We start from the raw sequence: 22,756 nt of genomic DNA, 5'->3' as shown, positions 1-22,756 counted from the left end.
TCCAGGCGAAGTGGAAACCGGTTCGCCGTTCGGAAACGCGGGAAAACAATGAGTTAGAGCCGGTCTGCGATTCCGTGAAACGCAGAACGGCTCTAAAATCCGGCGAACCGCAGCGCGATGCCGGCCGCCGCGGCCCCGCCGAGCACGGCAAGCAGCGGCAAGCGCAGGCCGATCAGCGCCACGCCGGCGAGCACCGCCAGGCCGAGCGCCGTCCAGTCGAGCGTCGTCGGCACCGGCCGGTCGAACCGCAAGGGGCCGATCCGCCCCTCGACCACCTCCGCGAACAGCACGTGGACGGCGAACCACAGCGCCAGATTGGCGATCACGCCGACCACCGCCGCGGTGACGGCGGCCAGCGCGGCCGCCAGCCAGCGCACGCCGCGCACGCGCTCGACATAGGGCGCGCCGGCGAAGATCCACAGGAAGCACGGCACGAAGGTGAACCACAGCGTCACCAGCGCGCCCGCCAGGCCGCCGGTCAGCGGCTCGAAGCCCGACAGCCGCGCACCGCCGAGAAAGCCGACGAACACGAGCACCAGGATCAGCGGCCCCGGCGTCGTCTCGGCGAGCCCGAGCCCGGTCAGCATCTCGTCGGGCTGCAGCCAGCCATAAACCTCGACCGCCTGCTGCGCCACGTAGGCGAGCACCGCATAGGCGCCGCCGAACGTGACCACCGCCATCTTGGAGAAGAACGCCGCCGCGTCGGCATAGACGTTGCCCGGCCCGAGCGCGGCGAGCAGGCCGCCGAGCGGCACGAACCAGAGCGCCAGCCAGGGTGCCGCGTTGCGCACGAGCCGGCCGGGCCCGCCCGCGCCGTCGCGCGCCGAAATCGTGGCCTCCGGCCCGCCGGTCGCACCGCCGCGCAGCCGGTGCAGCGCCGCCCCGGCGAGCGCGGCGGCCAGGATGATGAGCGGAAACGGCACCGCCAGGAGGGCGATGGCCACGAAGGCGGCGAGCGCGACCGCCGCCATCGCCGGGCCGGTCAGCGCGCGCCGCGACACCTTGACCAGCGCCTCCAGCACGATGGCGAGCACCGCCGCCTTGAGCCCGAACAGGAGCCCCTCGACCAGCGGCAGGTCGCCCCACGCGACATAGAGCGCCGACAGCGCCACCAGCACCGCCGCGCCCGGCGCGACGAACAAGAGCCCCGCCGCCAGCCCGCCGCGCACGCCGTGCGTCAGCCACCCCGCATAGGTGGCGAGCTGCATCGCCTCGGGCCCCGGCAGCAGCATGCAGTAGTTGAGCGCATGCAGGAAGCGCGCCTCGTCGAGCCAGCGCTTCTCCTCGACCAGCACGCGGTGCATCAGCGCGATCTGGCCGGCCGGGCCGCCGAACGACAACAGGCCGATGCGCGCGAAGGCGCGCACCGCCTCGCCGAAGCCCGGCCGGATCGTCCGCTCCCCCTCGCCGGTCGCCGGAGAGACCGTCATGGCGCGGGCGCGCCGGAACGGGCGGCGAGCGGCGCCGCGGTGCCGAAACGCGTGAAGCGGTGATCGCAGGCCGTCATGGTCCCACCCGTCGGTTCTGCCGCCGCAGCGATGCGCCGCCGGGCGAGCCGGCCCCGCTGCATGGCGCCCGCACGGCTATCGTCGATGCGCGCGACGCTTTTGCGACAGTCCTGCGCGATCGCCGCGCCGATGTCGAGCCGTGCGGCGGACGGCCGTCCGCCGCACGAAAAAGGGCGGGCCCCGCGGGACCCGCCCTGTTCGCGGCCGAAGCCGGACCGGACTTACATGCCGCCGTCGACCGGCGCGGTGACCACCGCGTCGCCGACCGACACCGGGCCATCGACATCGGTCATGCCGGGGCCGAAGTCGTAGGTGTTGTTGTCGTTGGTCTCGTAGTGCAGCATCAGCGTGATGTTGTTGGCCGGGTCGAGCTCGCCCTCGGCCTCGATCGTCAGGTCGCCGGTCTTGCCCGGCTGGATGGCCAGATGGCCGAGCGAGGCAGGCGGCGCGCCGGCGGCCTCGTCGTGGATGACGATGTAGCCGGGCTGGTCGATCTGCACCGAGACGTTGGTGATGGAGTTGCCCTCGATCATCGCGTCGGTCGTGTCGAGGAACGGCGCGCCCTCCGTGGCGCCGGACTTCTCCTGCGCCAGCGCCGGCGACAGCGCCAGGGCGGAAACTGCGACGGTCATCACAAGCCGTTTCATGGCAATGGTCCTTTCGGGGTCGGGGTTTTTTGCTCACGCGCGGTTCGTCCGCGCCCGCACTGCACCCGCGCCCACAACGCGCCGGCCCGCGCCCGGTTCCACCGCCGCCGCGCCGCCGGCCGCGCTTGCCCTGCCGCAAGGCTTTCTGTATAGAGCGCCGGTCCGCGCAGACACCCTTGGAGGCAGCGCGGGCCGAAGCGGCATGTCGCACCGGCCAGGCCGGCACGGACGGGCGCCGCATTCGACGCCTTCGGTTCCGCCGCGCGGGCCGCAGGCGCTCCAGACGCACAGTGAAAGGACAATGCCATGAGCCAGGCTTACGAGCTGAAGGCCGAGGCGCGCGAACGGGTCGGTAAGGGGTCCGCCCGGCAGATTCGCCGCAACGGCAAGGTGCCCGCCGTCATCTACGGCGGCAAGCAGCCCCCGCAGGCGATCACCCTGCCCTACAAGGAAACCTACAAGCGCATCCAGTCCGGCGGCTTCCTGACCACCATCGCCACGATCGAGGTCGACGGCAAGAAGGTCCAGGTGCTGCCCAAGGACTACCAGCTCGAGCCGGTGCGCGACTTCCTGATCCACGTCGACTTCCTGCGCATCGGCAAGGACACGGTGGTGACCGTGAACATCCCCGTGCACTTCCTCAACGAGGAGGAATCGCCCGGCCTGAAGCGCGGCGGCGTGCTCAACGTCGTGCGCTACGAGGTCGAGTGCACCGCGCCGGCCACCGCCATTCCCGATGCGCTGGAGATCGACCTGACCGGCCTCGACATCGGCGATTCGGTGCACATCTCGGCCGTGACGCTGCCCGACGGCGTCGAGCCGACGATCACCGACCGCGACTTCACCATCGCCACCATCGCCGCGCCGGCCGCCATGCCGTCCGACGAGGCGGAGGAAGAGGCCGAGGAAGCCGCGCCGGCCGAAGGCGAGGCCGAAGAGGCCGAGTCCGCCGAGGGCGAGGCGCAGGAGAGCGGCGAAGAGGGGCAGGACTAGCCCGCTTCCCGCAAGGGGTTCGGCATGCTGCTCATCGCAGGGCTCGGCAATCCCGGCCAGCAATATGCCGGCCACCGGCACAATGTCGGCTTCATGGCGGCGGACGCGATCGCCCGCCGCCATTCCTTTTCGCCCTGGACGAAGAAGTTCGGCGCGCTCGTCGCCGAGGGCCGTCTCGCCGGCGAGAAGGTGCTGCTCGTCAAGCCGCAGACCTACATGAACCGGTCCGGCCAGTCGGTCGGCGAGGCGATGCGCTTCTACAAGCTCACGCCCGCCGATCTGGTCGTCCTGTACGACGAGCTCGACCTGGCGCCGGGCAAGGTGCGGGTGAAGACCGGCGGCGGCGCCGGCGGCCACAACGGCATCCGCTCGATCGACCAGCACTGCGGCCGCGACTACCGGCGCGTGCGCATCGGCATCGGCCATCCCGGCCACAAGGACAAAGTCACCGGCCACGTGCTCGGCGATTTCGCCAAGGCCGACCAGACCTGGCTCGAGCCGCTGCTCGACGCGCTGGCCGACCATGCCGACCTGCTGGTCAAGGGCGACGAGCCGGGCTTCATGAACCGGATCAGCCTCGCCGCTCCCGCCGCCAGCCCGGCAAGGCGCGGCGACGGCACTGCGGCCCGCGGCCGCAGCCACATTCCCCAGGCGCGGCCGAAGACGCCGCAGGTCGAGCCGCCGCAGAGCGGGCCGATGGCCGCCATGCTGCGCCGCCTGCTCGGCAAGGGCGACTGACCGATGCGCGGCGCCGGGCCGCAGGACGGCGACGAGCCGAAACGGACGGACGACGCAGCGGCGCCGGCCGACGCGCCGCGGGACGACGGTCCGGCCGACGCCGGGAGCCCGGCCGGGCACGACGACCATGGTCCGAACAGCCTGACCGCGCTGCTCGAGCGGCTCGAGCGCGCCGGCCGGGGGCCGCGCGTGGCGGTCGCCGAGATCGTCGACACGATCGGCGCGCGCGCCTTCAGCCCGCTCCTGCTGGTGCCGGCGCTCATCCTCATCTCGCCGGCGAGCGGCGTGCCGGGCCTGTCGTCGATCGGCGGCATGCTGATCGCGCTGGTGGCGGTGCAGATCGTCATCGGCCGGCGCACGCTGTGGCTGCCCGGCATGCTGCGCCGGCGCACCGTCGGCCGCGACCAGCTCGACCGGGCCAACCGCTTCCTGCGCCGGCCCGCCGCCTTCGTCGACCGCTGGACGCGGCGCCGGCTGGCCTTCCTGACCGAGAAGCCGTTCAGCATCGTGCCGGCGCTGCTGTGCCTGGCCGGCGGGCTCGTCATCCCGTTCTTCGAGCTGGTGCCGATGTCCTCGTCGATCATCGCCACGGCGGTCGCCTTCTTCGCCCTGGCGCTGGTGACGCGCGACGGCCTGCTGGTTCTGATCGGGCTCGCCGTGGTCTCCGGCGCGGCCACGCTCGGCTGGCTGCTGGCGACCTGAGGCCCGGCATCGCCGCCGGGGGTTGACGGCCGCGCCGGCATTGCCCAAACCCGCACCGACCGCCGGCCGGCGACAGCGACAGGAATTTTCTCCCATGGGTTTCAAATGCGGCATCGTTGGGTTGCCCAACGTTGGCAAGTCGACGCTCTTCAACGCGCTCACCCGCACCGCGGCCGCCCAGGCCGCCAACTACCCCTTCTGCACCATCGAGCCGAACACCGGCGAGGTGGCGGTGCCCGACCCGCGGCTGGCGAGGATCGCCTCGATCGCCAGGTCGAAGGAGGTGGTGCCCACCCGCATCTCCTTCGTCGACATCGCCGGCCTGGTGCGCGGCGCCTCCAAGGGCGAGGGCCTCGGCAACCAGTTCCTCGCCAACATCCGCGAGGTCGATGCGGTGGTGCACGTGCTGCGCTGCTTCGAGGATGACGACGTCACCCATGTCGAGGGACGCATCGACCCGGTGGCCGATGCCGACACGGTGGAGACCGAGCTGATGCTCGCCGACCTGGAGAGCCTGGAGCGGCGCAGCCTGCAGACGCGCAAGCGCGCCACCGGCAAGGACAAGGAGGCGATCGCCCTCCTGCCGATGATGGAGCGCGCGCTGGCGCTGCTGCAGGACGGCAAGCCGGCGCGCCTGCTGCTGCCCGAGCTGGCGGCGGAGGACCTGCGCATCCTGCGCGGCCTCAACCTGTTGACGGCCAAGCCGGTGCTCTACGTCTGCAACGTCGCCGAGGCCGACGCCGCGACCGGCAATGCGCACAGCCGCGCCGTCGAGGAGATGGCCGCCCGCCAGGGCGCGCGCACCGTCGTCATCTCGGCCGCCATCGAGGCCGAGGTGGCGCAGCTCGCCGACGACGAGGCGCGCGAGTATCTCGACGCCATGGGCCTCGAGGAGCCCGGCCTCGACCGGCTGATCCGCGAGGGCTACGCGCTGCTCGACCTGATCACCTTCTTCACCGCCGGGCCGAAGGAGGCGCGCGCCTGGACCGTCAGCCGCGGCGCCCGCGCGCCGCAGGCGGCCGGCGTCATCCACACCGATTTCGAGCGCGGCTTCATCCGCGCCCAGACCATCGCCTATGACGATTTCGTCGGGCTCGGCGGCGAGGTCGCGGCGCGCGAGGCCGGCAAGGCGCGCGACGAGGGCAAGGAGTACGTCGTGCAGGACGGCGACGTGATGCTGTTCAAGTTCAACGTGTGAGGCGGCCGGCGACGGCGGGCGCATGCCGCCCCGTGACGCCCGAATGCGGGCCGCGGCTTGCCGCCGGCTGGATGCCCGCTATGGTTGACGGCGCCGCATGCCTGCGCCGTCGGGCGGGACCGCCCGGCCGCGCCATGCGGCAGGCGCCGCCCGGCGCGGCGCCGATCCCGGCACAGGCCAGACCGCACGCATGAACACGCAGACCCACGTCCTCCTCGGCGCCGCCCTGTTCGCCCGGGCCGGCCTGCCGGCGCAGAGCCTGGCCGCCGTCGCCGGCGGCCTGGCGCCCGATCTGCCGCTCTATGCCTTCTTCGTCGGCGCCCGCACCGCCGGCTACGACAACGCCGCCGTGTTCGACGTGCTCTACTGGCGCGAGCCGATGCCGACGCTGCTCGGCGCCAGCCACTCCTTCGTGCTCCTCGGCCTGCTGCTGGCCGGCGGTCTGCTGTGGCGTCGCCGGGCCGCCGCGAGCGGCGGCCGCGCGAACGCCGACACGCCCGGCGCGGCGCTGACGGTCTTCGCCCTCGCCGCGCTGCTGCACGCCGCCAGCGACTTCCTGCTGCACCGCGACGACGCGCACATGCAGTTCTGGCCGCTGTCGCGCTGGACCTTCGCCTCGCCCGTCTCCTACTGGGACCCGGCGCATTTCGGCACCTGGTGGAGCGCCGCCGAGGCGCTGCTCGGCATCGCCTGCGCCGTCGTCGTCTGGCGTCGCTTCCGCCACCTCCTGGTGCGCGGCCTGGCCGGGCTGGCGATCGCCATGTATGCCGCCGTGCCGCTCTACTTCGTGCTGTCCATCCCCGGCCACCAGATGTGAGCGACGGCTTGCACCGCCGCCCGGTTGAAGACATTGTCCCGACCGTTGAAGCTTGAACGGAATCGCCGATGACCGACCCGACCTGGGCCTATGAAGATCTCGTCGAGGGCCGCACCTTCGACCTCGGCACGAAGACGGTGAGCGCGGAGGAGATCATCGCGTTCGCCTCGCAGTTCGACGCCCAGCCGATGCATCTCGACGAGGCGGCGGGCAAGGCGAGCGTGCTCGGCGGGCTGTCGGCATCCGGCTGGCACACCTGCGCGATGTTCATGCGCATGCTGTGCGACGCCTTCCTGCTCGATTCCACCTCGCAGGGCGCCCCCGGCGTCGAGCAGGCGCGCTGGCGCAAGCCGGTGCTGGCCGGCGACACGCTGAGCGGCACCAGCGTCGTCACCGGCCGGCGGCGCGCGCGCCGGCCGAACCTCGGCTACGTCACCTGCCGCCACACGCTCGTCAACCAGCGCGGCGAGACCGTGCTCGAACTGGAGAATGTCGGCATGTTCCTGCTGCGCAACCCCGGAGACGGCCAGTGACGCTCGACAGCTTCCTGCGCGTCGGCGAGACCGTGACGCTCGGCAGCCACACCTTCGGCGCCGACGAGATCAAGCGCTTCGCGGCGCAGTACGACCCGCAGCGCTTCCATGTCGACGAGGAGGCCGCGCGCCACAGCGTCTTCGGCCGGCTGTGCGCCTCGGGCTGGCACACCTGCGCCATGTGGATGCGCTACAACCTCGCCACCCGCGAGGACGGCGGCGAGACGGGCGGCGAGACGGACGGACCGACCTTCGGCCCCTCGCCCGGCTTCTCCAATCTGCGCTGGCTGAAGCCCGTCTATGCCGGCGACACCATCACCTACACGCGCACGGTGACCGGCCACCGGCCGCTCGCCTCGCGTCCGGGCTGGCACATCGCCACCGTGGAGGCCGGCGGCGTCAACCAGGACGGCGCGCCGGTGCTGTTCTTCGAGAACGCGGTGCTGGTGAAGGCGGGCTGAGACCTCAATCGCCGGCGAAGGAGACCAGCGTGCGCACCGGCACGTCGAGCGCCTCCAGCCTGGCGCGGCCGCCGAGGTCGGGCAGGTCGATGACGAAGCAGGCCGCGACGATCTCCGCCCCCATCTGGCGCAGCAGCCTGACCGCGCCCTCGGCGGTGCCGCCGGTGGCGATCAGGTCGTCGACCAGGATCACCTTGTGGCCGGCGGCCACCGCGTCCTTGTGCATCTCCATCTCGTCGATGCCGTATTCCAGGCTGTAGGCCACCCGCACGGTCTCGTGCGGCAGCTTGCCCTTCTTGCGGATCGGCACGAAGCCGGAGGACAGCTGGTGCGCGATGGCGCCGCCCAGGATGAAGCCGCGCGCCTCGATGCCGGCGATCTTGTCGATCTTGGAGCCGGCATAGGGATGCACGAGCTCGTCGACGGCGCGGCGGAAGGCGCGCGCGTCGCCGAGCAGCGTGGTGATGTCGCGGAACCGGATGCCCGGCTTGGGATAGTCGGGGATCGTGCGGATGGCCGCGAGCAGCGTGTCTTGCAGGCTGGTTTGCATGGCAGGACCCCGTTCGCCACCATTCATGCCGCCTCGCGCGGCCAAAGAAAAGGGCGCCCGGCCGGGGCGCCCCTCGTCGCGCGCCTTGCCGGCGCTCAGTGCTCGGTGGTCGACCAGACCTTGCGCTTCGTCAGGTAGACCAGCGCGCCGAACAGCACCAGGAACACCATGACGTTGAAGCCGGTGCGCTTGCGCTCCTCCAGATGCGGCTCGGCGGCCCACATCAGGAAGGCCGAGACGTCGCGGGCATACTGGTCGACGGTCTCCGGCGCGCCGTCGTCATAGGTGACGAGACCGTCGAACAGCGGCTGCGCCATGGCGAGCGAGGAGCCCGACAGGAAGTACGGGTTGTAGTAGGTGCCCTCGGGAACCTCCACGCCCTCCGGCGGGTCCTGGTAGCCGGTCAGCAGCGCGTGGATGTAGTCGACGCCGCTTTCGGCATACTGCGTGAAGACGTCGAACACGAAGGTCGGGAAGCCGCGCTCGACCGCGCGCGCCTTGGCGATCAGCGAGAAGTCCGGCGGCACCGCGCCGTTGTTGGCGGCGGCGGCCTGCTCGGGATTGGCGAACGGCGGCGGGAAGGTGTCCGACGGCTTGGCCGGGCGCATGAACATGTCGCCGAAGCTGTCGGGGCCGTCCTCGACCTCGTACTCGCTGGCGATCGCGCGCACCTGCGCCTCGGAGTAGCCGAGGTCCTCCAGGTTGCGGAAGGCGACGTAGTCGAGCGAATGGCAGACCGCGCAGACCTCGCGATAGACCTTGAAGCCGCGCTGCAGCTGGCCCTTGTCGTAGGTGCCGAACGGCCCCTCGAAGGACCAGTTCTCCTCCGTCGGCTTCTTGATCGGGTAGTGCGGCGTGCCGCCCTCCTCTTCGGCCGCCCCGGCGGCCAGCGCGGTGGCGAGAACGAGGCCGAGCGTGATGGCTCCGCGGAAAATCGTCTTCATGGCAAAGTCCCTTTTCAGCGTGCCGTCGCTCAGCCGCGGCCTTCCGGCGCCGCGGTCGCACCGGCCGGCGAGCCCGAGCCGCCCTTGTTCTTGTCCAGCACCGCCTCGGTGATGGAGTTGGGCAGCCGGCGCGGCGTCTCGATCAGCCCGAGCAGCGGCATGATGATGAGGAAGAAGGCGAAGTAGTAGAGCGTGCCGAGCTGCATCAGCGTCACGTAGATGCCTTCCGCCGGGCGCGAGCCGAGCCAGCCGAGGAAGACGGCGTTGACCAAGAACAGCCAGAAGAACAGCTTGAACCAGGGCCGGTAGACGGCTGAGCGCACCTTCGAGGTGTCGAGCCACGGCACGACGAACAGCACCGCGATCGAGCCGAACATGGCGAGCACGCCGCCCAGCTTGGAGTTGATCGGGCCGATGTCGAAGGTGACGGCGCGCAGGATGGCGTAGAACGGCAGGAAGTACCATTCGGGCACGATGTGCGCCGGCGTCTTCAGCGGGTCGGCCTCGATGTAGTTGTCGGGATGGCCGAGGAAGTTCGGGATGTAGAAGACGAAATAGGCGAACACGATGAGGAACAGCACCATCGCGAAGCCGTCCTTGACGGTCGCATACGGCGTGAACGGCAGCGTGTCGGTCTTCGACTTGACCTCGATGCCGGTCGGGTTGGTCTGCCCCGTCACGTGCAGCGCCCACACGTGCAGCACCACCACGCCGGCGATCATGAACGGCAGCAGGTAGTGCAGCGAGTAGAAGCGGTTGAGCGTCGGGTTGTCGACCGCGAAGCCGCCGAGCAGGAGCTGCTGGATCCACTCGCCGACCAGCGGGATGGCGGTGAAGAAGCCGGTGATGACCGTCGCGCCCCAGAAGCTCATCTGGCCCCACGGCAGCACGTAGCCCATGAAGGCGGTCGCCATCATCAAGAGATAGATGATGCAGCCGAGGATCCACAGGAGCTCGCGCGGCGCCTTGTAGGAGCCGTAGTAGAGGCCGCGGAAGATGTGCACATAGACGGCGACGAAGAAGAAGGACGCGCCGTTGGCGTGCAGGTAGCGCAGCAGCCAGCCCGAGTTCACGTCGCGCATGATCTTCTCGACCGAGCCGAAGGCGATCTCGGTGTTGGCCGCATAGTGCATGGCCAGGACGACGCCGGTCAGGATCTGCACGACCAGCATGATCGAGAGGATGCCGCCGAAGGTGTAGGCGTAGTTGAGGTTGCGCGGGACCGGATAGGCGACGAAGGAATCGTGCATCAGCCGCGGCAGCGGCATGCGGGCATCCACCCAGCGTCCAATTCCCGTCTTCGGCGTGTAGGTCGACTGTGCACCGCTCATGATCGTGATTCCCCTTGCGCCTTAGCCGATCTGAACGACCGAGTCGGAAACGAATTCGAAGGTCGGAATGTACAGGTTCTCCGGCGCCGGCCCCCTGCGGATGCGCCCGGCCGTGTCGTAGTGCGAGCCGTGGCACGGGCAGAACCAGCCGCCGAAATCGCCGGCCTGGCCGAGCGGCACGCAGCCCAGATGCGTGCACACGCCGATCATCACGAGCCAGTTCTCGCGGCCCTCCCCGGCCGAACGGGCCGCGTCGGTCGCCGGCTCCTGGCCGGTCAGGTTGGCGTTGCGGGCCAGCGGATCCTTGAGATCGTCGAGGGGAACATCCCGCGCCGCCAGGACTTCCTCCTCGGTGCGGTTGCGGATGAACACCGGCTTGCCGCGCCACTTGACGGTCAGCGACATGCCCGGCTCGACGGCCGAGATGTCGACCTGGATCGAGGCCAGCGCCCGCGTCGAGGCGTCCGGCCGCATCTGGTCGATGAACGGCCAGGCGACCGCGGCGGCGCCGACGACGCCGGCCATGCCGGTGGCCACGTAGAGGAAGTCGCGGCGGGTGTGTTCGGTCGAATCGGTAGCGCTCACGGGACGGTGATCCTCTTTCGTCGAAACTGCCGGAAAGCCAGCGATGCCGGAGCGCTGCCTCCGGCGCGTCCATCGTCCCCCACGACGACGGTCCGGCTCGACCCGGCTTCGGCCCCCCGCATTTGGCGAAGGGTTCTATGCGCCGCGCTTGCGCTTGTCCAGACGTCGCGTGGCGTCGACGGCAGTTTGTCGCAAGCCTTGCACAGGGGCCTGCAGGCCGCGCCGGCAAGGGGCTGTGCAGCATCCATAGCATGCGATACAGGTGGACGATGGTGTCATTCCCGAACGACCCGCGCCGCGCCTCGGCCGGCTACATGACCAACTGGGCGGCGCGGCTGTTCGCGCGCGCCATCGACCGGCGGCTGGCGCCGCACGGCCTGTCCTCCGGCCACATGCCGGTTTTCTTCGCGCTCGCCGGCGGAACGACGATGACCCAGAAGGAGCTGGCGTTGAGCGCGGCGATCGAACAGCCGACCATGGCCGCCACGCTGACGCGCATGGAGCGCGACGGCCTGATCGCCCGCGAGCCCGACCCGGACGACCGCCGCAAGAGCCTGATCCGGCTGACGCCGGCCGCCGAAGCCAAGGCCGCCACGGTGATGGCGGCGGCCGCCGAGGTCAATGCGCTGGCGCTGTCCGGGCTGCAGCCGGCCGAGCGGGCGCGCTTCCTCGCCGACCTCGAGCGCGTCGTCGCCGCCCTCGACGACCGGCCGCGCGCCGGCTGAGCGGCAGCCGCGCCCGGCTCACACGGCGCCGAGCCGCACCAGCACGGCACGCGGGATGGCCAGCCGCCGCACGATCTCGTCGTGCCGGCGCAGGCCGCACAGCTCGCGCTGCACGAAATAGGCATAGACGGCGCGCGCCGCCGCCTTCTGCAGGCGCGCGCGCTCCTCGCCGTCGGCGGTGCCTTGCGCCTCGGCCTCGCGCAGCCGGCGCAGGGTCTTTTCCGCCTGCTCGCCGGCGCGGCCGAGCGCCGCCGCCTTCTCGCCGAGGATCTCGTGGTCGAGCGGGCCGCGGTCGCTGATCGCCGCGGCGAGCGCGGCGTGGCGCTGGTTGTCGCTTGCACCGGACATGGCACCTCGTCATCGCTTGCAGCGCCGCCCGCGGACGCCCGTGCCGCCGAATCTGGCGGCGCGGCCGCCCCGCGTCAACAGCCGGCGGCCGGCGGCACGGCTACGGCCAGCGCACGAGCGGCGGCATGCTCGACAGGATCGCCGGCACGTGACCGCCGGTCTTCAGCCCGAAGATGGTGCCGCGGTCGTAGAGCAGGTTGAACTCGACGTAGCGGCCGCGCCGCACGAGCTGCTCCTCGCGCTCCTCCTCGCTCCAGGCGTCGTTGAAGTGACGCCGCACGAGATGGTCGTAGACGATCACGAAGGCGCGCCCGACGTCCTGGGTGAAGGCGAAGTCGGCGTCCCAGCCGCCGAGCTCGTCCGGCGATTTCAGCCAGTCGTAGAAGATGCCGCCGATGCCGCGCGGCTCGCCGCGATGCGGCAGGAAGAAGTACTCGTCGCACCACGCCTTGAAGCGCGCATGGTCGGCCACCGCGTGCTTGTCGCAGACGAGCTTCATCGCCTCGTGGAAGGCGACCGCGTCGGGGTCGTCCTGGCTGCGCCGGCGCTCCAGCACCGGCGTCAGGTCGGCGCCGCCGCCGAACCACTGTCGCGTCGTCACGACCATGCGCGTGTTCATGTGCACGGCCGGCACGCGCGGGTTCTGCGGATGCGCGATCAGCGAGATGCCGGACGCCCAGAACCGCGGATCGTCCTCCGCGCCGGGGATCTGCTTGCGGAACTCCGGCGAGAACTCGCCGTGCACGGTGGAGGTGTGCACGCCGACCTTCTCGAACACGCGGCCGTGCATCAGCGACATCACGCCGCCGCCGCCCGCGCCCCCCTCGCGCTGCCACGGCGTGCGCTCGAAGCGGCCGGCCGGACGGTCCGACAGCGGCCCCGACAGCTCGTCCTCGAGCCGCTCGAAGGCGGCGCAGATGCGGTCGCGCAGCGTCTCGAACCAGGCCCTGGCCGCCGCCTTCTTGTCCTCGATCCCCTCCGGCAGGCCGGTCGGCATCTGCGGTCTTTCCATTGCGTGCTCCCTCGCCGCCGCTGCGGCCGATGCCGCCCCGCCCCGCCCGGCGCGGGGACAAAGGACTCGCCATCGGCCCGCCACTTGCCTAATCTTCTGGGCGGGAGGGTCAAGGAGACCAGTTGGTGCGCGTCCCGGCCAAGCCGCCCCTCGACAGCCTGAAGCGCAGTCTCGACAAGACGCGCGCCGATGGCAAGCGCCTGCCGCGCGACGGCTTCGTGCGCGAGACCTTCCTGCTGCCGCGCTCCGACGCGCGCGCCAAGGCGCGCGAGTGGTTCGACCGCTGGCCCAAGCAGGCCTACTGGACCGAGATCGAGAGCTGGTCGGTGCGGCCCGGCGACGTCATCGAGTTCACCATGCGCCGCCTGCCCACCGCCGACTGACGCGCCCTCGCCTCACGCGCCCGCCGACCTGCGTTGCGAGACCGGCAGCAGGCTCGCCAGCTCCGTCGGGAACGGGAAGATGATGGTCGAGTTCTTCTAGCCGGCGATGAAGTTGAGCGAGCTCAGATAGCGCAGTTGCATGGCCTGCGGCTCCTTCGCCAGGATCTCCGGCCGCCTCGAACGGCTTCTGCGCCGCCTGCTGCTCGCGCGGAACGACGCGGTTTGGCAGGGCGCGGCGGCGCTTCGCGCGGCCGCGCCGCGGCCGACCCTTGACCTCAACCATGGTTGAGGACCTATCTCCGTGCCGACGCGCGCAGCCGACAGCGGCCGGCGCGCCCGGCAAAGGACCGACCGCCCCATGCCTGCAGCGCACGACCGCAGCCCCTCATGCGAGCTGGCGCAACGCCTCGCCGGCGGCCATCGCCGCGGCCATCGCGACGTTCAGGCTGCGCGCGCCCGGCTGCATGGGGATCAGCAGCCTGGCCTCGGCCGCCGCGTGCACATGCGCCGGCAGGCCGGCCGACTCGCGGCCGAACAGCAGCACGTCGTCGGCGCGGAAGGCGAAACCGGTGTAGGCCGTTTCGGCCGCCGTGGTGAAGGCGACGAGGCGGCGGCCGGCGCCGCGACGCCAGCCCTCGAAGGCCTCCCAGGCGACATGCCGCGTCAGCCGCGCCCGCGCCGCATAGTCCATGCCGGCCCGGCGCAGCGCCCGATCCGACAGGTCGAAGCCGGCCGGCTCGACGATCTCGACGGCGAGCCCGAGGCAGGCGCCCAGACGCAGCACGGCCCCCGTGTTGCCGGCGATGTCGGGCTGGTAGAGCGCCAGCGCAAGGCCTGGTTGCGGTTGCATGCGGCGAAGCCTTCTCGTTGCAGTTCGGCAACACCTCCCGCGCCGCGGCGCGGTGGCGGCCGGCCGGCTATGGCCAGCCCCGCCCAATCCGGCTATAAGCCTGCGCTTGTCAACGCAAACCGTCGGAGGCCGACATGGACATCACGATCGTCGCATTCCCGGCCCTCCCGCGCACGCCGCGCCGAGAGGCCCGCGCCTGACGGCGGTTTTCGTTCCCCCGCGCCCACCCGCAAGCTGACGCACCGCACGAGCGAATCCCGCCGGACCCCGATCCGGACAACAGGGATTCGCCGCATGCCTGACGACACGCCCGGGGGCCGCAAGCCCCGACACGCCGTCGCCGCGAACGCGCCATGCCCGGCGCCCCGCGCGCTGCGCGCCGTCCGTGCGGCGGCCCGGCACCCTGGCGCCGGCGCACGGCCACCCGCCGCCTCGATGCCGATCCTCTCCGCAGCGCCGGTCGACAGCGACCGACAGCGCCGCGCCCGACGCCCGATACGATGAAAGCACACGCCATGTTCCGCTGGTTCGAGACCCGAGTGAACCCCTTCCCGCCGCAGACGCCGGAGCAACCGCCGCGCGGCCTGTTCGCCTTCGCCTGGCATTATTCGCGCGACATCTGGCCGTGGCTGGCCGCCGTCGCCGTGCTGACCGCCGTCTATGCCATGCTGCAGGTCGTCGTGTTCAGCTTCGTCGGCGACATCGTCGACTGGCTGTCGGGCGCCGACCGCGGCACGTTCCTGCGCGACGAGGCGCTGAGCCTCGCCCTGATGGGCGTGCTGGTGCTCGTCGTGCTGCCGGTGCTGGCGCTCATGCACAGCCTGCTGATGCACCAGACGATCTTCGGCAACTATCCGATGATCATCCGCTGGCAGGCGCACCGCTACCTGCTCGGCCAGAGCCTCGGCTTCTACCAGGACGAGTTCGCCGGCCGCATCGCCACCAAGGTGATGCAGGGCGCGCTCGGCGTGCGCGAGATGGTCACCAAGGCGCTCGACGTCTTCGTCTACGTCGCGGTCTATTTCGGCGCCGCGCTGGTGCTGGTGGCGAGCTTCGACCTGTGGATGATGGTGCCCTTCCTCGCCTGGCTGGCCTTCTACTCGGTGCTGCTGCGCCACTACCTGCCGCGGCTGCGCGACGTCTCCAGCCGCCAGGCCGACGCGCGCGCGGCGATGACGGGACGCGTCGTCGACAGCTACACCAACATCATGACGGTCAAGCTGTTCGCCCATGCCGGCCGCGAGGAAGGCTATGCCCGCCAGGCGATGGCGCAGTTCCTCGACACGGTGCATCCGCAGATGCGCTACGTGACCAAGCTCAACTTCGGGCTGACGCTGTCGAACGCGCTGCTTCTGTTCGCCGTCGCCGGCGTCGGCATCTGGTCGTGGACGACCGGCACGGCGAGCGTCGGCGCCATCGCCGTGGCCATCGGCCTGGTGATGCGTCTTGAAGGCATGAGCCACTGGATTATGTGGGAACTGGCCGCCGTCTTCGAGAATGTCGGGATGGCGCAGGACGGCATGAACACCATCGCGCGCCCGCGCGCGGTCCTGGACCGGCCGAAGGCGCGCGACCTCGCCGTGCCGGAGGGCCGCATCGACTTCAGCAGCATCCGATTCCACTACGGCAAGGAGCGCGGCGTGATCGAGGACCTGACGCTGACCGTCGAGCCGGGCGAGAAGGTCGGCGTCGTCGGGCGCTCCGGCGCCGGCAAGTCGACGCTCATCAACGTGCTGCTGCGCCTCTACGATTTGGAGGGCGGGCGCATCCTGATCGACGGCCAGGACATCGCCGGCGTGACGCAGGACAGCTTGCGCAGCCACATCGGCGTCGTCAGCCAGGACACCGCGCTGCTGCACCGCTCGGTGCGCGACAACATCGCCTACGGCCATCCCGGCGCCGACGACGCGGCGGTGTGGGCGGCCGCCGCACGCGCCGAGGCCGACGACTTCATCGCCGAGCTCGTCGATTCGGAGGGCCGCACGGGGCTCGACGCGCATGTCGGCGAGCGCGGCGTCAAGCTGTCGGGCGGCCAGCGCCAGCGCATCGCCATCGCCCGGCTGATGCTCAAGGACGCGCCGATCCTGGTGCTCGACGAGGCGACCTCGGCGCTCGATTCGGAGGTCGAGGCGGCGATCCAGAAGAACCTCTACCGCCTGATGGAGGGCAAGACCGTGATCGCCATCGCGCACCGCCTGTCGACCATCGCCGCGCTCGACCGGCTGATCGTGCTCGACAAGGGGCGCGTCGTCGAGCAGGGCACGCATGACGAGCTGGTCGCCGCCGGCGGGCTCTACGCCCAGCTCTGGCAGCACCAGTCGGGCGGTTTCCTCGACGTCGGCGAGGCGCCGGCGGACGACGACGACCGGGCGGAGGCCGCCGAATAGTGGACCGTCCGTCGCTGCGCGAGCGCCTGTGGCGCATTCCCGAAGGGGTCGTCGACCCCTTCGCCGACACCGACCGCGAGGTGCTGCCGCGCGGCGCCTTCGCCTTCATCCGCTTCTTCGCCGCCCAGGCGAAGTGGCCCTTCGTGCTGCTGCTCGTCGTCGGCGGGCTGAACGGTGCGGTCGACGCCGCGCTCTACTGGTCGCTCGGCTGGCTGATCGACCTGCTCGACGCCGCCTCGCCGGCCACCCTGCTGCAGGACCACTGGCCGGCGCTGGCCGGCTTCGTCGCGCTCGTCTTGGTGGTGCGCGCGGCGGTGATGATCGCCAACGCGCTGGTCGAGCAGCAGATGATCGTGCCCAACTTCTACCAGCTCGTGCGCTGGCAGTCGTTCCGGCGCGTCATCGAGCAGCCCTACGAGTTCTACCAGAACGACTTCGCCGGCCGCATCGCCACCAAGATCCTGCAGGGCGGCGAATCGACCGGCGACTTCATCGTCTCCTCGCTGCAGACGCTGTGGAGCTTTCTCACCTTCCTGGTGCTGGCCGGCACCATCCTCACCGTGCTCGATCCGGCGATGGGCCTTGTGCTCGGCCTGTGGCTCGCCGCCTATCTGACGCTCGCCTGGCTGCTGCTGCCGCCGCTGCGCCGCGCCGGCCGGCGCACCGCCGACGAGCGCTCGGTGCTCAACGGCCGGCTGGTCGACGCCTTCACCAACATCATGGCCGTCAAGCTGTTCGACAGCGGCCGCCGCGAGCACGCCTTCGTGCACGACGGCATGGCGCGGTATGTCGAGGCGGTGAAGGGGCTGACGCGGGCGATCACCAGCGTGCGCGGCTCGATCGCCATCCTCAACGGCATCATGATGACGGCGGTCTTCCTGATCGCCCTCAACGCGTGGATGGCCGGCAGCGCCACCACCGGCGCCATCGCCGCGGCCATGGGCCTGGTGTTCCGGCTCAACCAGATGTCCGGCTACATGATGATGAACATGAACGGCCTGATCCGCGCCTACGCCACGGTGCAGGACGCCACCACGGTGATCTCGGTCGAGCCGGCCATCCGCGACGCGGCCGATGCCGAGGTCATGCCGCGCGCGCGCGGCGACATCCGCTTCGAGGCCGTCTCCTTCCACTACGGCAAGTCGGGCGGCATCATCGAGGGGCTCGACCTGCACATCCGGCCGGGCGAGCGCGTCGCGCTGGTCGGCCCGTCGGGCGCCGGCAAGACGACGGTCGTCAACCTGATGCTGCGGCTGTTCGACGTGGAATCCGGCCGCATCCTGGTCGACGGGCGCGACATCCGCGCCGTCACCCAGGCCTCGCTGCGCGACCAGTTCGGCGTCGTCAGCCAGGAGCCGATGCTGATGCACCGCTCGATCCGCGACAACATCGCCTACGGTCGGCCCGGCGCCTCGCAGGACGAGATCGTCGCCGCCGCCCGGCGCGCCGCCGCGCACGACTTCATCCAGGGCATCGAGGACCAGCGCGGCCGCAAGGGCTACGAGGCGCATGTCGGCGAGCGCGGCGTCAAGCTGTCGGGCGGCCAGCGCCAGCGCATCGCGATCGCCCGCATGATGCTCAAGGACGCGCCGATCCTGATCCTCGACGAGGCCACCTCGGCGCTCGATTCCGACATCGAGGCGGCGATCCAGGACAATCTCTACCGGCTGATGGAGAACAAGACGGTGATCGCCGTAGCGCACCGGCTGTCGACCATCGCCGCGCTCGACCGGCTGATCGTCATCGACGCGGGCCGCATCGTCGAGCAGGGCACGCATGACGAGCTGATCGCCGCCGGCGGGCTCTACGCGCAGCTCTGGAAGCGCCAGTCGGGCGGCTTTCTCGGCGACCGGCTGGCCGCCGAGTAGCGCGCGGTCGACGCCGCGGCGCGGCGCTGCGCGGCGTTCAATCTCGTGCCGCATTTCGTGCTATGCTGGACGCGTTGACCCGAAGCGGACGACGCAGAGGAGGAAACGGCCATGAAGACGTTCCATTGCGGCGAACTGGTGCCCGGCTGCGACTGGCACACGAGGCACGAGGAAGAGGCCGAGGTGATGCGCCGCGCCGTCGCGCACATGCGCGAGACGCATGGCGAGACCGTCATCCGCGAGACGATGATCGAGGCGATCCGCTCGCGCATCACCGATTCCAAGGACGCAGCCTGACGCCGGCCGCGCGGCGAAGAGCGTTTCCCGGCAGACCGGAAACCGGCTCTAACCCGTTGTCGTGACGCGTTTCCGGACGGCGAACCGGCGTCCACTTCGCCTCGAAACGCTATAGCCTGGAGCCGGTCTGCCGGTCCGCGACAGGCGGAACGGCGCGCGGGACGGCGGCCTCAGTCGCTCCCGCCGGCCGTCTCGGCCGCGCGGGCAAGCAGCGCTGCGCGGTCGAGCGTGAAGTCGGAGTCGAGCCACGCGCCTTCCAGCTCCGCCAGGAGCGCGCCCATGCCGGGACCCGGCGGCACGCCGAGGCCGGCGAGATCCTTGCCGGTGACGGGAAAGCGCGGCGGCTGCCAGCCGGCGAGCGCGTCGAGCTGGCGCAGATGGCCGGCCGCCGCCTCGAGCGCGGCACCGTCGTCGGCCGCGCGGCCGCGCGCGGCGGCGGCGGCCAGCCGCAGCCGGTCGGCGAGCGCCTGGCGGTCGCCGCGATAGGCGAGCCGGCGCAGCGCGGCGGTCGACAGCGCCGGGGTCGGCGTGTCGGCCATCGCCCAGCGCGTCAGCCGGTCGGCCTCCGCGCGCGCCATCTTCAGGCGCCGCGCCAGCGCCTCCATGCGGGCCGCGTCGGGCGGCACCACCGCTTCGAGGCGCAGCATCGGATCGACCGCCCAGCCGAGCGCCCGCTCGGCCTCGACCAGCGGGTGGATCGCGTCGATGCCCCATTTCTCGCTTTCCGGCAGCACCGCCGTCAGCACCCCGGTCTGGCGCATCCACAGCAGCGCGCGCGACGGATCGGGCGCGCCGAGCAGCCGGCGCAGCTCGCTCCACACGCGTTCGGCCGACAGCCCGGCAAGACCGTCCTTCAGCCGCGCGCATGCCTTCAGCCCTTCGGCGTCCGGCCGGCCGTCGCCGTACCAGGCGAAGAAGCGGAAGAAGCGCAGGATGCGCAGATAGTCCTCGCGGATGCGCGCCTCGGCGCTGCCGATGAAGCGCAGCGTGCGGCGCTCCAGGTCGGCGAGCCCGCCGACCAGGTCGATCACCGTGCCGTCGGCCGCCGCGTAGAGCGCGTTGATGGTGAAGTCGCGCCGCTCGGCGTCCTGCTTCCAGTCGCGGCCGAAGCGCACGGTGGCATGGCGGCCATGCGTCTCGACGTCGGCGCGCAGCGTCGTCACCTCGTAGCCGCGCCCCTCGACGACGGCCGTCACCGTGCCGTGCTCGTAGCCGGTCGGCACGGCGCGGAAGCCGGCCGCCGCGACGCGCGCCATCGTCTCGTCGGGCGGCGTCGTGGTGGCGATGTCGATGTCGGTGACCGGCTCGCCGAGCAGCGTGTTGCGCACCGCGCCGCCGGCGATGCGCGCCTCCTCGCCGCCGTCCGACAGCGCCGCGAGCAGGCGCTGCAGCGCCGGCTCGGCGAGCCACGGCGCGCGCTCTGCGATCGACGGGCTCACGATGCGTAGAGCCTCTCGTAGAGCGTGCGCAGGATGCCCGCCGTCACGCCCCAGATGAAACGGCCGCCGAACGGCATCGTGTAGTAATAGCGCTCGCGCTCCTGCCACACGCGGCTTTCGCGCCGGTGGTTGGCCGGGTCCATCAGGAAGCCGAGCGGCACCTCGAAGGCGTCGTCCACCTCGTGCGGGTTGATCGCCAGCGTGAAGCCCGGCCGCACGACCGAGAGCACCGGCGCGATGCGGTAGCCGCTGCCCGTCACGTAGTCGGGCATGCGGCCGACGAGCTCGATCTCGGCCGGCTTCAGGCCGATCTCCTCCTCCGCCTCGCGCAGCGCGGCATGCTCGGGCGAGGCGTCGGTGTCGTCGATGCGCCCGCCGGGCAGCGCGATCTGGCCGGAATGGCTGCGCAGCGCGGCGGTGCGCTTGGTCAGGATGACGGTGGCGCCGTCCGGCCGGTCGACGACCGGCACCAGCACGGCCGCGTCGCGCAGGTCGGGCCTCAGGATCAGCGGCGCCAGGTCCGGGTTGAGGCTGTGGTCGCCATAGGCGTCGCGCGCCCACGGACCCGTCTGGCGCGCCGCGCGCGCACGGAAATCCGCCGCCGACAGCGACCCGGCGATGTCCGGCTGCGCGCTCACGCCGACAGCGCCCTCAGGCGCTCGACCGGCATGACCGGGAACAGCGCGCCGTGCGAGCGCACGGCGAACATCGCCCGGCCGTCGATCTCGACCTCCTCGCCGATCTCGGCGAGCTCGTAGAGCACCGGCCGCGCGACCAGCGCCTCGAGCCGTCCGCGCACGTGGACATAGGGCTTCAGCCCGCCCGTCTCGGGCTCGTCGACGAAGCGCAGCGGATGCTCCGGCCCGGCCTCGACCACGTCGCCGACATTGGTGCGGAAGGTGAGCACCTGCTCCGCGCCGGCGCCCGCCACCGCCATCTCGACGGCGACGAAGGGCGCGTCCTCGACGCGGATGCCGACCTTTTCCACCGGCGTCACCAGATAGGTGCGGCCGTCCGCGTCCTTGCGCAGCACCGAGGAGAAGAGCTGCACCAGCGGCAGGCGGCCGATCGGCGTGCCGAGATAGAACCAGGTGCCGTCGGCGCGGATTTCCATGTCGAGATCGCCGCAGAACGGCGGGTCCCAGCGCTCGACCGGCGGCGGTCCCTTGCCGGCGCGCGCCGCGCGCCCGACCAGCGCCTCCAGCGCGCCCGCATCGCCGGCCTTCGCGATGCCCTGCGGCATGTCGTCGGATTCGCTCATGGTCACGAAATAGTCACTCTTCTTCCGCTTGTCAGCCTTGGACAGTGTTTTAAGTTCACCCCATGCCGTGGCGCCGGTCCGACTCGCCCGCCGAACGTCGCCGCCGCGGCGGGTTCGCGCCATCCGGCGCGTGGGTCAGGGAGCCGGCCGCATGAGCATCGCCGTCAAGGACGACAAGCCGTCCGAAAAGCAAATGATCGCCGAGGCCGAGCGCGCGCTCGGCGACATCGGCCGCGTGCGCGAGGCCGTCGGCCGCGTGATCTACGGCCAGGAGGCGGTGGTCGAGCGCGCCCTGGTGGCGATCCTCGCCGGCGGCCACGCGCTGCTGGTCGGCGTGCCGGGGCTCGCCAAGACCAAGCTGGTCGACACGCTCGGCACCGTGCTCGGCCTCGATTCGCGGCGCATCCAGTTCACGCCCGACCTGATGCCCTCCGACATTCTCGGCTCCGAGGTTATGGAAGAGGGCGAAGGCGGCCGCCGTTCCTTCCGCTTCCTGCCGGGGCCGATCTTCGCCCAGCTCCTGATGGCCGACGAGATCAACCGCGCCAGCCCGCGCACCCAGTCGGCGCTGCTGCAGTCGATGCAGGAGTACCACGTCACGGTCGCCGGCCACCGCCACGACCTGCCGGCGCCGTTCCACGTGCTGGCGACGCAGAACCCGCTCGAGCAGGAGGGCACCTATCCCCTGCCCGAGGCGCAGCTCGACCGCTTCCTGATGCAGATCGACATCCTCTATCCCGAGATCGAGGCGGAGCGGCGCATCCTGCTGGAGACGACCGGCATGGAGGAGGCGAAGGCCGAGAACGTGCTGGCCGACGTCCGGCTGAAGGAAATCCAGATGCTGATTCGCCGCATGCCGGTGCCCGAGAGCGTCGTCGAGGCGATTCTCAGGCTGGTGCGTTCGGCCCGGCCCGGCCTCGGCAATGCCGAGACCGACGCGCACGTCGCCTGGGGACCCGGCCCGCGCGCCAGCCAGGCGCTGACCCTGTGCGCGCGCGCCCGCGCGCTCTATGACGGCCGCCTGGCGCCGTCGGTCGACGACGTCTACGCGCTCGCCGAGCCGGTGCTGCAGCACCGCATGGCGCTCACCTTCGCCGCCCGCGCCGAGGGCACCAGCGTGCGCGACGTGATCGCGCGTCTCGTCGAGGCCGCACGCCGATGACCGGCCGCCGGCGCATG

General features: G+C 71.3%; 25 protein-coding genes and 1 pseudogene. 13 read left to right on the top strand and 13 right to left on the bottom strand.

Going from position 1 to position 22,756, the window contains the following annotated elements:
* Nucleotides 1-92: 92 nt before the first annotated feature.
* Both chrA and N1F89_RS10490 read right to left on the bottom strand, forming a co-directional pair.
* Nucleotides 93-1,430 (bottom strand): chromate efflux transporter, encoded by a 1,338-nt coding sequence (chrA, locus tag N1F89_RS10495; RefSeq protein WP_290083883.1) that lies wholly within the window; start codon nt 1,428-1,430, stop codon nt 93-95.
* 299 nt (nt 1,431-1,729) lie between these two features.
* Nucleotides 1,730-2,155: a hypothetical protein gene (locus N1F89_RS10490; RefSeq protein WP_290083882.1), complete on the bottom strand. Its 426-nt coding sequence runs from the start codon at nt 2,153-2,155 to the stop codon at nt 1,730-1,732.
* Between the two features lie 306 nt (nt 2,156-2,461).
* Between N1F89_RS10490 and N1F89_RS10485 the strand changes: the two genes are divergently transcribed.
* The 7 genes from N1F89_RS10485 (at nt 2,462) to N1F89_RS10455 (ending at nt 7,597) form a co-directional block, all read left to right on the top strand.
* Complete coding sequence (locus N1F89_RS10485; RefSeq protein WP_290083881.1) at nt 2,462-3,148, top strand: 50S ribosomal protein L25/general stress protein Ctc; 687 nt, start codon at nt 2,462-2,464, stop codon at nt 3,146-3,148.
* Nucleotides 3,149-3,172: 24 nt separating this feature from the next.
* The gene (gene pth, locus N1F89_RS10480; RefSeq protein ID WP_290083878.1) at nt 3,173-3,886 is read left to right on the top strand and encodes an aminoacyl-tRNA hydrolase; all 714 of its coding nucleotides are present in this window, start codon (nt 3,173-3,175) and stop codon (nt 3,884-3,886) included.
* 3 nt (nt 3,887-3,889) lie between these two features.
* Nucleotides 3,890-4,588: an exopolysaccharide biosynthesis protein gene (locus tag N1F89_RS10475; protein ID WP_290083877.1), complete on the top strand. Its 699-nt coding sequence runs from the start codon at nt 3,890-3,892 to the stop codon at nt 4,586-4,588.
* 94 nt (nt 4,589-4,682) lie between these two features.
* The gene (gene ychF, locus N1F89_RS10470; RefSeq protein ID WP_290083875.1) at nt 4,683-5,786 is read left to right on the top strand and encodes a redox-regulated ATPase YchF; all 1,104 of its coding nucleotides are present in this window, start codon (nt 4,683-4,685) and stop codon (nt 5,784-5,786) included.
* A 190-nt stretch (nt 5,787-5,976) separates the two neighbouring features.
* Nucleotides 5,977-6,603, top strand: a complete 627-nt coding sequence (locus N1F89_RS10465; RefSeq protein WP_290083874.1) for a hypothetical protein — start codon at nt 5,977-5,979, stop codon at nt 6,601-6,603.
* A gap of 68 nt (nt 6,604-6,671) precedes the next feature.
* Entirely contained in the window at nt 6,672-7,136 is a 465-nt protein-coding gene (locus tag N1F89_RS10460; protein WP_290083873.1) for a MaoC family dehydratase, read from the top strand.
* Complete coding sequence (locus N1F89_RS10455) at nt 7,133-7,597, top strand: MaoC family dehydratase (RefSeq protein WP_290083870.1); 465 nt, start codon at nt 7,133-7,135, stop codon at nt 7,595-7,597. Before N1F89_RS10460 ends, N1F89_RS10455 begins: the two co-directional genes overlap by 4 nt.
* A 4-nt stretch (nt 7,598-7,601) precedes the next feature.
* On the opposite strand, the gene N1F89_RS10450 is transcribed toward N1F89_RS10455, so the two are convergent.
* The 4 genes from N1F89_RS10450 to petA all read right to left on the bottom strand — a co-directional run bounded on the left by N1F89_RS10450 (nt 7,602) and on the right by petA (nt 11,007).
* Complete coding sequence (locus N1F89_RS10450) at nt 7,602-8,147, bottom strand: adenine phosphoribosyltransferase (RefSeq protein ID WP_290083869.1); 546 nt, start codon at nt 8,145-8,147, stop codon at nt 7,602-7,604.
* Between the two features lie 95 nt (nt 8,148-8,242).
* The gene (locus N1F89_RS10445; RefSeq protein WP_290083868.1) at nt 8,243-9,091 is read right to left on the bottom strand and encodes a cytochrome c1; all 849 of its coding nucleotides are present in this window, start codon (nt 9,089-9,091) and stop codon (nt 8,243-8,245) included.
* Nucleotides 9,092-9,120: 29 nt separating this feature from the next.
* Nucleotides 9,121-10,422: a cytochrome b/b6 gene (locus N1F89_RS10440; protein ID WP_290083867.1), complete on the bottom strand. Its 1,302-nt coding sequence runs from the start codon at nt 10,420-10,422 to the stop codon at nt 9,121-9,123.
* A gap of 21 nt (nt 10,423-10,443) precedes the next feature.
* Nucleotides 10,444-11,007, bottom strand: a complete 564-nt coding sequence (gene petA / locus N1F89_RS10435) for a ubiquinol-cytochrome c reductase iron-sulfur subunit (protein WP_290083866.1) — start codon at nt 11,005-11,007, stop codon at nt 10,444-10,446.
* Nucleotides 11,008-11,276: 269 nt separating this feature from the next.
* On the opposite strand from petA, the gene N1F89_RS10430 reads away from it, so the two are divergent.
* Nucleotides 11,277-11,732, top strand: a complete 456-nt coding sequence (locus N1F89_RS10430) for a MarR family winged helix-turn-helix transcriptional regulator (protein ID WP_290083865.1) — start codon at nt 11,277-11,279, stop codon at nt 11,730-11,732.
* Between the two features lie 18 nt (nt 11,733-11,750).
* Here the strand turns inward: N1F89_RS10430 and N1F89_RS10425 are convergent, their stop codons facing one another.
* Nucleotides 11,751-12,080, bottom strand: a complete 330-nt coding sequence (locus N1F89_RS10425) for a DUF6665 family protein (RefSeq protein WP_290083864.1) — start codon at nt 12,078-12,080, stop codon at nt 11,751-11,753.
* Between the two features lie 100 nt (nt 12,081-12,180).
* Nucleotides 12,181-13,092 carry an oxygen-dependent coproporphyrinogen oxidase gene (gene hemF, locus N1F89_RS10420; RefSeq protein WP_290083863.1) on the bottom strand — a complete coding sequence of 304 codons (912 nt, stop codon included), beginning with the start codon at nt 13,090-13,092 and terminating at the stop codon, nt 12,181-12,183.
* 125 nt (nt 13,093-13,217) lie between these two features.
* Between hemF and N1F89_RS10415 the strand changes: the two genes are divergently transcribed.
* The gene (locus N1F89_RS10415) at nt 13,218-13,475 is read left to right on the top strand and encodes a hypothetical protein (protein ID WP_290083890.1); all 258 of its coding nucleotides are present in this window, start codon (nt 13,218-13,220) and stop codon (nt 13,473-13,475) included.
* Nucleotides 13,476-13,574: 99 nt separating this feature from the next.
* Here the strand turns inward: N1F89_RS10415 and N1F89_RS10410 are convergent.
* Together N1F89_RS10410 and N1F89_RS10405 are read right to left on the bottom strand one after the other, a co-directional pair.
* A pseudogene (locus N1F89_RS10410) lies at nt 13,575-13,680 on the bottom strand (slipin family protein); the annotation flags it as partial.
* Nucleotides 13,681-13,860: 180 nt separating this feature from the next.
* A complete protein-coding gene (locus N1F89_RS10405; RefSeq protein WP_290083862.1) occupies nt 13,861-14,325 on the bottom strand; it encodes a tRNA (cytidine(34)-2'-O)-methyltransferase in 465 nt (154 codons plus the stop codon).
* Between the two features lie 500 nt (nt 14,326-14,825).
* Between N1F89_RS10405 and N1F89_RS10400 the strand changes: the two genes are divergently transcribed.
* From N1F89_RS10400 to N1F89_RS10390, 3 genes are all read left to right on the top strand, one after another.
* Nucleotides 14,826-16,712 (top strand): ABC transporter ATP-binding protein, encoded by a 1,887-nt coding sequence (locus N1F89_RS10400; protein WP_290083861.1) that lies wholly within the window; start codon nt 14,826-14,828, stop codon nt 16,710-16,712.
* Entirely contained in the window at nt 16,712-18,580 is a 1,869-nt protein-coding gene (locus N1F89_RS10395; protein ID WP_290083860.1) for an ABC transporter ATP-binding protein, read from the top strand. The genes N1F89_RS10400 and N1F89_RS10395 overlap by 1 nt, the downstream gene beginning before the upstream one ends.
* A gap of 111 nt (nt 18,581-18,691) precedes the next feature.
* Nucleotides 18,692-18,877: a DUF1059 domain-containing protein gene (locus tag N1F89_RS10390; protein WP_290083859.1), complete on the top strand. Its 186-nt coding sequence runs from the start codon at nt 18,692-18,694 to the stop codon at nt 18,875-18,877.
* Between the two features lie 170 nt (nt 18,878-19,047).
* Here N1F89_RS10390 and N1F89_RS10385 read toward each other — a convergent pair whose 3' ends face one another.
* The 3 genes from N1F89_RS10385 to N1F89_RS10375 are packed head-to-tail and all read right to left on the bottom strand — an operon-like array spanning nt 19,048 to nt 21,577.
* Entirely contained in the window at nt 19,048-20,316 is a 1,269-nt protein-coding gene (locus N1F89_RS10385; protein ID WP_290083858.1) for a CCA tRNA nucleotidyltransferase, read from the bottom strand.
* Nucleotides 20,313-20,954, bottom strand: coding sequence for a CoA pyrophosphatase (locus tag N1F89_RS10380; protein WP_290083857.1), 642 nt, complete (start codon nt 20,952-20,954; stop codon nt 20,313-20,315). The genes N1F89_RS10385 and N1F89_RS10380 overlap by 4 nt, the downstream gene beginning before the upstream one ends.
* A complete protein-coding gene (locus N1F89_RS10375) occupies nt 20,951-21,577 on the bottom strand; it encodes a DUF1285 domain-containing protein (RefSeq protein WP_290083889.1) in 627 nt (208 codons plus the stop codon). Before N1F89_RS10375 ends, N1F89_RS10380 begins: the two co-directional genes overlap by 4 nt.
* Nucleotides 21,578-21,728: 151 nt before the next feature.
* On the opposite strand from N1F89_RS10375, the gene N1F89_RS10370 reads away from it, so the two are divergent.
* On the top strand, nt 21,729-22,739 hold the full coding sequence (locus N1F89_RS10370; RefSeq protein ID WP_290083856.1) for a MoxR family ATPase: 1,011 nt from the start codon (nt 21,729-21,731) through the stop codon (nt 22,737-22,739).
* The last annotated feature ends 17 nt before the right edge of the window (nt 22,740-22,756 follow it).

This window comes from Aquibium sp. A9E412 (assembly GCF_030398335.1).
In the GTDB taxonomy this organism is placed as follows: Bacteria; Pseudomonadota; Alphaproteobacteria; order Rhizobiales; family Rhizobiaceae; genus A9E412.
This window is presented reverse-complemented; position numbering and strand designations above follow the sequence as displayed.